Below are 12,233 nucleotides of genomic sequence, written 5' to 3' on the forward strand. Positions count from 1 at the left end.
TTATTTAATGCTTATTTTACTTGGTTCTTTTTACTTTTTACTTTTTACTTTTAATTGACTCTTACATCACGCAATTGCAATTGCAAACTAACCGTTCCGTTCCATTCGTTTTCTTCTAAAACATAAACGGCTTCAAACGGATTTCTATTTTTTACAACATCTATTTTTTCTCCAAGTCCAAAACCAATGGCATTAAAATTTGGCGAATTATTTTGTTTCACGAAGACTTTTAAATGTTCGGCATCGTTACCCAATGTTTTCGCATAACCCGAATCGTTTACGTTTTTAGATATAAAAACTGGTGTCATATTTTCTGGCCCAAAGGGTTCGAATTGTTTTAGAATGCGCATAAATTTTTCATCAAGATCCGAAAAATTCATTTCTAAATCTATAGAAATTTCAGGAATTAATAAATCGGGATGAATGGTTTTTTTGACTTCATTTTCAAAAGCTGCTTTGAATTTTTCGTAATTTTCTTCTTTCAATGTCATTCCTGCAGCATACATATGGCCTCCAAATTGTTCCAAATGTTCGGCACACGCTTCTAACGCATTATACACGTCAAAATCTTTTACAGAACGTGCCGAAGCAGCTAATTTATCGCCACTTTTAGTAAATACAATCGTTGGACGATAATACTTTTCAACCAATCGTGAAGCCACAATTCCGATAACGCCTTTGTGCCAATTTTCTTGATATACAACCGTTGAAAATCGGTTTTGCTCGTTGTTTTCTTCTATTTGAAGTAACGCTTCTTTAGTAATTTGTTTGTCCAATTCTTTTCTGTCAGAATTGTGTTGCTCAATTTCAGAAGCAAATTGTTCCGCTTGTTCTAAATTGTATTCGGTTAATAGTGCAACCGCTTCGTTTCCGTGTTTCACTCTTCCGGCAGCATTAATTCTTGGAGCTACGATAAAAACCACGTCGGTAATCGTTAAGACTTTTTTCTTTACATTTTGAATTAAGGCTTTAATTCCTGGTCGCGGATTGGTATTTATGACTTCCAAACCAAATTTGGCTAAAACCCTATTTTCCCCAGTAATTGGTACAATATCTGCAGCAATGGCAGTCGCTACCAAATCTAAATAAGGAAGTAAATCTTGAATGGTTTGGTTTCTGTTTTCGGCTAACGCTTGAATCAATTTAAATCCGACACCGCAACCACATAATTCGTCATAAGGATAGGAACAATCTTCGCGTTTTGGATCTAAAACTGCAATGGCATCTGGTAAAATATCGCCAGGTCGGTGATGGTCGCAAATGATGAAATCGATGTTTTTTGCTTTCGCATAATTCACGTGGTCAATCGATTTTATTCCACAATCGAGTGCGATTATTAAGGAAACATCATTGTCTTCGGCATAATCAATTCCGAGATAGGAAATACCGTAACCTTCGTTATATCGGTCTGGAATATAGGTCGCCACATTCGGATAAAAACTACGCAAATAACTCGAAACTAAAGAAACAGCGGTTGTTCCATCTACATCATAATCGCCAAAAACTAAAATATTTTCGTTATTGGCAATGGCTTTTTCAATACGAGAAACGGCTTTGTCCATATCTTTCATTAGATACGGATTGTGCAAATCTTGTAAAGTGGGACGGAAAAATGTTTTGGCTTGTTCAAAGGTTTCTATTCCTCTTTGAACTAATAAAGTAGCGATGATTTCATCTACTTGAAGGGCGTTTTGTAAGGCTTGTACTTTTTCTTTTTCTGGCTTTGATTTTAGATTCCAACGCATAGTGATTTTGGATTTACGGTTTGTGATTTACGATTTTTGGCTTATAGTATTGAATAACAAAGATATAAATATTTTTAATTTCAGCCACTGATTTCTCAGATTATAAGGATTAAATCCGTGCAAATCATATAATCCGTGGCAAAAAAATAGTTTAATTCGCTAAGATTTACTTTTTATTTGGCTTGTAACGCTTCGTCTTCAAAATGAATCCCATCCCAACCAAAAATCATAAAGTTTCTAATATTTTGATGGTCGGTGGCGTCAGGTGAGTTTAAAACATCTTGGTAGAAATCTCCGAATAATGATAACGTTTCTTCTTTGGTAAATTGCTGCGTTTGAGCAAATGCAAAAATTTTACACGAACCATTATTTTCACCAGCATTGTTTAATTGATTTCCGTTTTTGAAACCTGTTGGTGTGAACGTATAGTTTTCATCAATGTAAGTGATGGTTTCTGGGAAAGATTTTTTGTTGAGTAGATTTTTCATTTTTAACTGATTATTTTAAACTCTTTCCCCCAACACAAACCACAATTTCGCCTTTTGCCGGTTTTGCTTCAAAGTGTTTTAAAACTTCTTCGGCTGTTCCACGAATGGTTTCTTCGTGCAATTTTGAAATTTCTCTGGAAACAGAAACTGGTCTGTCAGCACCGAAATACTGAATAAATTCTGCTAACGTTTTGTTTAATTTATGTGGAGAAACGTATAAAATCATAGTTCTGGTTTCTTCGGCTAAAGCCAAATAACGTGTTTGTCTGCCTTTTTTATCGGGTAAAAAACCTTCAAAAATGAATTTATCATTCGGCAAACCACTATTTACCAAAGCGGGAACAAAAGCTGTCGCTCCAGGTAAACAATCTACTTCAATTCCGTTTTCCACACAAGCGCGAGTTAATAAAAATCCAGGGTCGGAAATGGCTGGCGTTCCCGCATCGGAAATTAATGCAATCGTTTCGCCGCCTTTTATTCGAGCAATTACATTTTCTACCGTTTTGTGTTCGTTATGCATATGGTGACTGTGCATATGTGTAGTAATTTCAAAATGCTTTAGCAATTTTCCGCTGGTACGTGTGTCTTCAGCTAAAATTAAATCGGCTTCTTTGAGCACGCGAATGGCACGAAAAGTCATATCGTCTAAATTGCCAATTGGCGTAGGAACTATGTATAATTTACTCATTTAAAACAATTTAAAACACAGATTACACAAATTTTCACTGATTATTTTTTGTGAATCTGTGTTTAATAAAGCACTATTTATTTAAATTTATTTTCTACAATTTCTAAAAATCGTACTTCAAATTCTTCTTTATTTTCCCAATTATTATAATCTGGTTTTACAAAATCTAACACAAAAGATTTTGCTTCTTCCCAATTTGTAAAAGTATTTAATTGAGATAATACTCTGTTTAAATCGTCGCCGTTTCCAGCAAATAAATTTTTCTCAAAAGCAATTTTATCATTCAATCCTAAAACAATAGCTTTTCCGTTTACAACTGGAATTTCTTCTTTTGTTTCCGACACAATTTCTATTTCAACTTCTGGAGTTGATTCTGAAATTGGCTCAACTTCACTACTTACCTCATTATTTATTTCTTCAATAATTTCCTCTTCTGTTATGGGTTCTGAATTATCAGAAGTTGGCTCATTTGTAGTTTCTTTTTTCTCAAAAAACGTATCTTGATAATCGTGAACTAAAATATCTTCCATTGAAATTTGTTTAGACACTTTTGTGCCTATAATTTCAGGATTAGACGTAATTTCTTTCTTCTCAATTGGCGTTTCAATTACTTCTTCAACTTGTGATTCTTCAATAAGCTCTTCATCAAAACTTTCAGATAGTATTTCTTCTTTTACAATCTCCTCTATTTCTTTTGTTGGAAAAAGTTCGTGAGAAATATCGTTTTTTTCAAAAAGTTCTTCTTCAATTTGTGCAATATGCTCTTTTGAAGCCATTTCAATATGAATTTCTTCTTCGTCTTCAACCTCAATAGTTCCAACTACAATTTTCGCTACTTTTTCCTCAAAAAATTCTTCAGAAAATTCTTCATTTACCAAAGCGGTATTCGCTTCATAAAATTTTAACAGCGCTAATTGCTCATATAATTTTTTTACTTCCTCAAGTAATTGTATGGTTTCTGTATGATTTTTTAATTTTAATAAACGGTGCGCAATGCTAATTAATTCGCCTTCAATTTTTTTCTTCATAACTTTTTGTTTGTGTTGAACTTTTATAGCGTTGATTTTTATATTTTTGTTATAATTACAAAGGTAAAAGAAATTATGTGTATAAATTCTTGTAGAAAGTATTTTTACAATTTTTTTTTCAACATAAATGTACACATATTTTTATACCTTTATCTTGAAGTTAATTAATTTAGATTAAAAAATGTTTTTAGAAAATACGGTAAATCAGGAAGAACAATTTGGTTGGATAGAAGTTATCTGTGGCTCTATGTTTTCAGGTAAAACAGAAGAATTAATTAGACGATTAAAACGTGCACAATTTGCCAAACAAAAAGTGGAGATTTTTAAACCTGCTGTAGATACTCGATATGATGATGAAATGGTAGTATCACACAATAAAAACGAAATTCGTTCTACTCCAGTTCCAGCTGCAGAAAATATTAGAATTTTAGCTCAAGGTTGCGATGTTGTAGGTATTGATGAAGCCCAGTTTTTTGATGATGAAATAATTACAATTTGCAATGATTTAGCCAATAGTGGCATTAGAGTAATTGTAGCCGGTTTGGATATGGATTTTAAGGGCAATCCCTTCGGACCAATGCCTGCACTTATGGCAACTGCAGAATATGTTACAAAAGTTCACGCAGTGTGCACCAGAACTGGTAATTTAGCCAATTATAGTTTTAGAAAATCGGATGATAAAAAATTAGTAATGCTGGGCGAAACTGAAGAATACGAACCTTTAAGCAGAGCCGCTTATTATAAAGCGATGCGTGAAGAAAAAGAAAAAGAAAAGTAAATTAAACACAAATTGCACGAATTTACACAAATTAATTAGTGAAAATGGTAGTAAAATCAAACATATTACACGAAGCCGATATAAACTTCTCTAATTCTAAGATGGAATTTGAGCATATTTCTATTGATAGTCGTAGTTTACAAAACGGAAATACTACTTTATTTTTTTGTTTGAAAGGCCAAAATAATGATGCACATATTTTTATTGAAAGTTTAATTGAAAAAGGGGTGCAGCATTTTGTAGTGGAATATATTCCCGAAAATGTGAAAGGAAAAGCTCATTTTTGTTTAGTTGAAAACACTACCGTCGCTTTACAAAATTTAGCAAAAGCCTATAAAAATCAATTTCAAATAGAAACTATCGGAATTACAGGTAGTAATGGAAAAACAATTGTAAAAGAATGGTTGAATTTTCTTTTAAGTCCAGATTACTCTGTTGTTAGAAGTCCTAAAAGCTTTAATTCGCAAGTTGGTGTACCGCTTTCTATATTTGGAATCAATGAAAATCACACCTTAGGCATTTTTGAAGCCGGAATTTCATTAAAAGGCGAAATGCAACATTTAGCAGAAATTATTCAGCCGAATATTGGAATTTTTACTCATTTAGGGAACGCACATCAGGAAGGTTTTACTACAGTTGAAGAAAAAATAATCGAAAAATGTCAGTTATTTTCTAAAGCTGAAGTACTAATTTTAGAGAAAAACGATTGGATAGAAAAACACATTACCATTCCTACCTTTACTTGGAGTTTTGAAGATAATAAAGCAACCGTTTTTATTCAATCGATACTAAAAAACAACCTAAAAACTTCTTTAGAAATTCAATATAAAAACGAAATTTTTGAAGTTTCACTTCCGTTTACAGATGCAATTTCTATTGAAAATGCGATAACTTGTATTTGTACATTACTGTATTTAAAAGTTTCTATTTCGAACATTAAAGAAAGAATTTCAAAATTATATAATATAGAAATTCGACTTCAAGCCAAAAAAGGAATTAATAATTGTTTGTTAATTGATGACAGTTTTTCAAGCGATTATCAATCGTTAAAAATTGCACTGGATTTTTTAGATCAGCAAAAACTACATCAGAAAAAAACCATCATTTTATCGGATATTTTTCAAAGCGGCTTAAATTTAAATGAGCTTTATAGTAATGTAATCAAATTATTACAACAAAATAATATTACACAAATTATTACCATCGGAGAAACCATTGGAAAGTATTTTCAAGATGTGCCAAATGTGATTTCGTTTGCAAACACGCAGGCATTTTTACAGCAATTTAATACCGATTCGTTTAAAAACGAAACCATTTTAATTAAAGGCGCTAGAAGTTTTAACTTTGATGAAATTGTAGTTTTATTAGAAGAAAAAAATCATGAAACGGTATTAGAAATCAACCTTGATGCATTAACATTTAATTATAATTTTTATAAACAAAAACTAGAAAACACGACCAAAATTATGGTAATGGTGAAAGCGTTTGGTTATGGTAATGGTGGCTATGAAATTGCTAAACAATTGGAGCATTTAAAAGTTAGCTACTTGGGCGTGGCTTTCGCCGATGAGGGAATCGCCTTGCGTAAAGCAGGGATAACTACCCCAATTATGGTATTAAATCCTGAAATTAGCAGCTATAAAGCTATGATTGCTTATAATTTAGAACCCGAAATGTACTCTATTTCTGGAATCACTTCCTTTATTGAATTGGCAAAAGAAAAAAACCTCAACAGATATCCTATTCATTTAAAAATTGATACCGGAATGCATCGTTTAGGTTTTGAAAAATCGGAAGTTTCAGAATTAATTACGTTATTACAACACAATAATTTTGTGAAAGTAACCAGTATTTTTTCGCATTTAGCGGCATCAGACAACTTTGATTTTAAAGCGTTTACCTTGCAACAAATTGAACAATTTGAGGCCATTGCTATAGAAATTTCTACTACTTTACATATTCAACCTATTCGACATATTTTAAATACTTCCGGAATTTTTAATTTCCCAGAATATCAATTTGAAATGGTGCGATTGGGAATTGGGATTTATGGTGTAGGCAATTCTGAAGAAGAGCAAATTTCGTTGGAAAATGTTAGTGTTTTAAAAAGTATTATTTCGCAAATAAGAACCGTTAATGAAAACGAAAGTATTGGTTATAGTAGAAAATTTGTAGTGCAAAAAGAAATGAGAATTGCAACAATTCCTATTGGATATGCAGACGGAATTAGACGTGCTTGGGGAAATGAAAAAGGATATGTACTCATTAACAACCGAAAAGCCACCATTTTAGGAAATATTTGTATGGATATGCTTATGGTTGATGTTACTTTTATTCCGTGTGAAGAACGCGATGAAGTAATAATTTTTGGCGAAAACCCGCACGTACAAGAAATAGCAAGCGTTTGCGATACCATTCCGTATGAAATTTTAACCAGCATTTCGCAGCGTGTAAAAAGAATTTTCTACAAAAATTAAACCTACTTTTTAATTTTTTTGTATAACTTCGTGTAACCAAATTTAACATATATGAAAATTATTTCTGAATTTAAAGATTTTATTGCGAAAGGCAATGTAATGGATTTAGCTGTTGGAGTCATCATTGGAGGTGCTTTCGGTGGCATTGTAAAATCACTCGTTGATGATGTAATTACGCCAGCCATTCTAAACCCAGCCTTAAAAGCAGCAAACGTAGCAGATTTAGCGCTTTTAAAAACTGATGGCGGAATACTATACGGTAAGTTTTTAGCTGCAGTGATTGGATTTTTAGTGATTTCTTTCGTGATTTTTTTAATGGTAAAATCACTTAATAAAATTAAAAAAACCGAAGAAGAAATTCCAACACCTTCTGGACCAACACAAGAAGAACTTCTAACTCAAATTAGAGATTTATTAAAAAAATAAACTTCACATAAAAAAAGCTGTTTCTCTCGAAACAGCTTTTTTTTATTGCAGACTAAAAATTAATCCATTATGTTTTTTGCTTTTCTATCTCGTAACCAATATTTCACTCGTTTTACCAAGTAGAACATCACGGGAACCATTACTAAAGTTAAAACCGTTGCATAAGTTAATCCGAAGATAATGGTCCACGCTAAAGGTCCCCAGAAAATTACGTTATCACCACCCATATATAAGTGTGGATTAAATTCTGTAATTAATGCAAAGAAATCAAAATTCAATCCAATAGCTAATGGAATTAATCCTAAAATCGCGGTTAATGCCGTTAATAATACAGGTCTTAAACGATTTTTACCCGATTCGATAATGATATCTTTTATTTCTTCAAGTGATAAATCGTCGTGGCTTTGCAATTTGTTTTCCGCTACTTTCTTATCTAATAATAAGACGAAGAAGTCCATTAATACAATTCCGTTTTTCACAACAATTCCGGCTAACGAAATGATTCCCATCATAGTCATTAAGATAACGAAATCCATATTGGCGATTACATATCCGTAGAAAACACCACTAAAACTCAATAAAACCGTAAATAAAATTACCATAGTTTTAGAAACCGAATTAAACTGTAACACGATAATAATCGTAATTCCGGCTAACGCTAAAAATAAGGCGTACATTAAGAAACTTTGGTTTTTGCCCTGTTCTTCTTGTACTCCAGAAAACGAATAACTCACCGTTTTCGGAAATTTATACGATTTTAATTCGGATGCAATTTGTTTCGTAATTTCATCACCATTATAACCTGTCAAAACATTAGAATACACCGTCATGATACGTTTCTGGTTTTTTCTTTTGATTTGATTATATGTGGTGGTTTTATTGGTTTGCGAAACTGCCGAAATAGGCACTTGCATCATTTGACCGTTATTCTGATTTCGGAAGGTAATGGATTGATTAAACAATACGTCTTCATTCTTACGTTGGTCGTCTTGCATACGCATCGTAATATTATAGTCATCATCCCCTTCTTTATAGGTAGAAATTTCTTGACCATACACCGAACGACGTAAATTAAATCCTAATTGCCCTGTAGAAACACCTAAGCTTCCTGCACTAACGCGGTCTACTTTTACTTCTAATTCTGGACTTTCTTTGTTTACATCCACACTTAAACGCTCAATACCTTGAATGTTTTTCGAATTGATAAAAGCAATCATTTTATCAGCTTCTACCAACATTTCTTGATAATCGGTACCTGTTAATTGCACACTAATTGGATATCCAGCTGGCGGTCCGTTGGCATCTTTTTCAACGGTAACAGTTGCCCCTGCAATACCTTTTACTTTCGCACGAATTTCATCTAAAACTTCCGTGGTATTTACACCATTTCTAAATTTATATTCCGAGAAATTTACGGTTACTTTTCCTTTGTATGGCGTTTCTGAAGCGGAACCCGCATCTACATTTGGATTTCCAGCACCTACTCCCACTTGCGAAACAATACTTTCGGCTAGGTAATTTTTCTTTGGTTCAGTTGGATCTACATATTTATCCAAAATAGCAATTACTTGTTTTTCAACAAACAAAGTTGCCTTATTGGTTTTTGCAATATCGGTTCCTTGTGGATATTCGATATACGTAATTACTTGATTTGGAATATTATCAGGGAAAAATAATACTTTTCTTGGGAAAATTTTTAGTAAAGCAAACGAGAAAAATAACATTCCAATAATCGTTGCTAATGCATACCAAGCTCTTTTTCCAGTTAAAATTTTAGCTAAGAAATTTTTATACTTGTTTTCCATTTTTGGGAAAAAGTTGTACTGAAAATCTTGCGTCCATTGGTATAATTTTATTTTATACAACCACATTAACCCTAAGGAAATAATAGCTAAATGCCCAATCGCTTTTGCAAACGTAGAATCGGTTAAGTGACCTAAAAACACAAACACAATTCCAACCACACTAAAGATAATCGTATATAATTTTGCTGATTTATTGGTTACATTTCTGTCTTCAGTGTCCATTGAACCACCTGTCATAGCTGCATTTACTACCATCGCTACAAATAACGAAGCCGTAAGCGTAACCGTTAAGGTTATCGGGAAATATTTCATAAATTTTCCCATCGTTCCAGGCCATAATGCAAATGGTAAAAACGCCATCAAAGTGGTAGCTGTAGAAGAAATTACCGGCCAAGCGATTTCGCCAATTCCAATTTTTGAAGCGGATACTCTATCCATTCCTTTTTGCATATTGGCAAATACGTTATCGACCACTACAATTCCGTCATCCACAAGCATTCCTAATCCCATTACCAATCCGAAAAGCACCATCGTATTTAAGGTTAACCCAAATGCCGATAAAATGGTAAACGCCATTAACATCGAAAGCGGAATAGCTGCTCCTACAAACAATGAGTTTCTTAATCCCATCGTAAACATTAAGACAATCATTACCAATACAATTCCGAAAATAATATGGTTAGATAATTCGTCCACTTGATGCTCTACACGAGAAGATTGGTCGTTAGAAAGTTCAATGGTTAAATTAGAAGGTAAATATGATTCTTTTGCTTTTTCTAATTTTTCTTTTACTTGCTCAATCGCAGAAATCATGTTTTGATTGGAACGTTTTTTTACGTTCAACATTACCACTTCTTGCCCTTTTTCACGAGCATAGGTTGTTTTTTCTTTCTCTTTGAAGTTTACAACGGCAATGTCTTTTAGATAAACCGTTCCTCCAAAAGATTTTACAATTACGTTTTCTAATTCTTTAGGATCTTTAATTTCACCTACAATTCGGATGTTATTACGAGAACCTTGCGAAATTAAATTTCCGCCCGAAAGCGTCATATTTTCATACTTCACGGCATTTTGAATTTCGTCAAAAGAAACTTGAGCTGCCGTCATTTTGAAAATATCAACAGCAATTTCTACTTCTTTATCATCTACTCCTAAAATATCAACTTTTTTGACTTCTTTAATTTCTTCAATATCGTCTTGAAGCAATTCGCCATATTTTTTAAGTTGTTGCGTGGTGTAACTTCCTTTTAAATTGATGTTCAAAATGGGCACTTCCTCCGAAATATTTAATTCGAAAACACTTGGTTCTACTTTGCTTCCGTTGTCTAAGTTAGGCCAATCGGTATCTGCCTTAATTACGTCAACTTTGTCTTTAATTTTAGTTTTTGCATCTTCAATGGTAACATTATCTGCAAATTCGACAATAATCATTCCGTAATCTTGAAACGAATTAGACGTAATTTTCTCTACTCCCGAAATATTTTTAACTTCTTTTTCAAGTGGTTTAATTATTAATTTCTCCACATCTTCAGCTGAATTTCCTGGGAAAACAGAAGAAATGTATACTTTATTTTCGATAATTTCTGGAAAATCTTCACGAGGCATTGTTACATAGGCGATGACACCTGTAATAACAATAAGCAATGTTAAGATATATACTGTAACTCGATTGTCTACAGCCCAACTCGATATTCCGAATTCTTTGTTTTTATGTGACATATATTTTTGTTTCAGGTTTCAAGTTTCAGGTTTAAGCGTTTTGAGAACAGCTTGAAACCTTAAACTTGAAACAATTATATTTTAGAAATTAAGCTTCATTCCTTCAGCGATGTTATTTACACCTTCGGTAATAATTACATCATTTGCAGCTAAGCCGCTTAAAATTTCAGTTACATTGTTAGAAGATTTACCCACTTTTACAAGTACTTTTTTGGCTACACCTGATTTTCCATTTACATTAGTTGCAATAAAAACAAATTTATTATGTTCTCCATCTTCTTGTACCACGTTTGTTGGCACTACAATGGCATTGTTAATGGTGTAATCAATAATTTTTAGTTTAGCAACCTGATTTGGACGTAATAAATTATCTGGATTAGGAACGCTTACTTCTATACCGAAACTTCTGTTGCTTGGATTGATAAAATTTGCAACTTGACGTACTTTACCTTTATAGGTTTTTCCTAATGATGTTAAAAATACATCAACTTCGGTTCCTGGTTTCAATTTACCAATATACGTTTCTGGTACAGTGGTAGACACATACATATTAGATAAATTTACAATACGCATTAATCCTTGTGGGCTAGGAGCCACTACTTGTCCTCTTTCTACAAAAACCTCATCGATAGTTCCAGAAAATGGTGCACGAATTACGGTTTTTGCTACTTGAGCTCGCATTTGTGCTACTGATTTTTGGGCAGAAATCATTTGAGCTTGCGCTTGTAAAAACTGAATTTCAGAACCAATTTTTTTATCCCAAAGATTTTTTTGTCTTTCAAAAGTGGTTTTAGCCAACGCATATTGATTTTCAATACTAGCTAATTGCTGACTCATTCCTGCATCATCAACTTTACCAAGAATTTGACCTTTTGAAACACGTTGTCCCGCTTTTACATTTAAAGTGGTTAAAGTTCCACTGAATTCAGGTTGTACTAAAATGTTTTCTTTTGTATTTACATTTCCTTGAATTTCTAAATAATGATTGAAAACAGTGTCTTTAACCTTTACTACCGATACCAATGCTTCAGATTCTGGTGCTTTATTACCTTTAAGTAATGCTGCATCTATTTTTTCTA

General features: G+C 32.8%; 9 protein-coding genes. 3 read left to right on the forward strand and 6 right to left on the reverse strand.

Translation table 11 applies throughout. The features are described 5' to 3' along the window. Window positions 1-50 precede the first annotated feature (50 nt). The 4 genes from recJ to KA468_RS09025 form a co-directional block, all read right to left on the reverse strand. Entirely contained in the window at window positions 51-1,745 is a 1,695-nt protein-coding gene (gene recJ / locus KA468_RS09010) for a single-stranded-DNA-specific exonuclease RecJ (protein WP_291242614.1), read from the reverse strand. A 173-nt stretch (window positions 1,746-1,918) separates the two neighbouring features. Beyond that, the gene (locus KA468_RS09015) at window positions 1,919-2,233 is read right to left on the reverse strand and encodes a HopJ type III effector protein (RefSeq protein ID WP_291242615.1); all 315 of its coding nucleotides are present in this window, start codon (window positions 2,231-2,233) and stop codon (window positions 1,919-1,921) included. 10 nt (window positions 2,234-2,243) lie between these two features. Next, entirely contained in the window at window positions 2,244-2,921 is a 678-nt protein-coding gene (gene rsmI / locus KA468_RS09020; RefSeq protein ID WP_291242616.1) for a 16S rRNA (cytidine(1402)-2'-O)-methyltransferase, read from the reverse strand. A 77-nt stretch (window positions 2,922-2,998) separates the two neighbouring features. Continuing rightward, complete coding sequence (locus KA468_RS09025) at window positions 2,999-3,949, reverse strand: hypothetical protein (RefSeq protein ID WP_291242617.1); 951 nt, start codon at window positions 3,947-3,949, stop codon at window positions 2,999-3,001. A 181-nt stretch (window positions 3,950-4,130) separates the two neighbouring features. Here KA468_RS09025 and KA468_RS09030 point away from each other — a divergent pair, with 181 nt between their 5' ends. From KA468_RS09030 to mscL, 3 genes are read left to right on the forward strand one after another with little or no spacing between them, the layout of a single operon-like run. Next, complete coding sequence (locus KA468_RS09030) at window positions 4,131-4,727, forward strand: thymidine kinase (protein WP_291242618.1); 597 nt, start codon at window positions 4,131-4,133, stop codon at window positions 4,725-4,727. A gap of 44 nt (window positions 4,728-4,771) precedes the next feature. Continuing rightward, window positions 4,772-7,204, forward strand: coding sequence for a bifunctional UDP-N-acetylmuramoyl-tripeptide:D-alanyl-D-alanine ligase/alanine racemase (locus KA468_RS09035; RefSeq protein WP_291242619.1), 2,433 nt, complete (start codon window positions 4,772-4,774; stop codon window positions 7,202-7,204). Between the two features lie 51 nt (window positions 7,205-7,255). Next, complete coding sequence (gene mscL, locus KA468_RS09040; RefSeq protein WP_291242620.1) at window positions 7,256-7,630, forward strand: large conductance mechanosensitive channel protein MscL; 375 nt, start codon at window positions 7,256-7,258, stop codon at window positions 7,628-7,630. Window positions 7,631-7,689: 59 nt separating this feature from the next. Here mscL and KA468_RS09045 read toward each other — a convergent pair whose 3' ends face one another. Together KA468_RS09045 and KA468_RS09050 are read right to left on the reverse strand one after the other, a co-directional pair. Then, window positions 7,690-11,154 carry an efflux RND transporter permease subunit gene (locus KA468_RS09045; RefSeq protein WP_291242621.1) on the reverse strand — a complete coding sequence of 1,155 codons (3,465 nt, stop codon included), beginning with the start codon at window positions 11,152-11,154 and terminating at the stop codon, window positions 7,690-7,692. A gap of 81 nt (window positions 11,155-11,235) precedes the next feature. Further along, the coding region (locus KA468_RS09050) for an efflux RND transporter periplasmic adaptor subunit (protein WP_291242622.1) at window positions 11,236-12,233 on the reverse strand (998 nt) is incomplete at its 5' end.

It is taken from the genome of Flavobacterium sp. (assembly GCF_017985075.1).
Lineage (GTDB): Bacteria > Bacteroidota > Bacteroidia > Flavobacteriales > Flavobacteriaceae > Flavobacterium.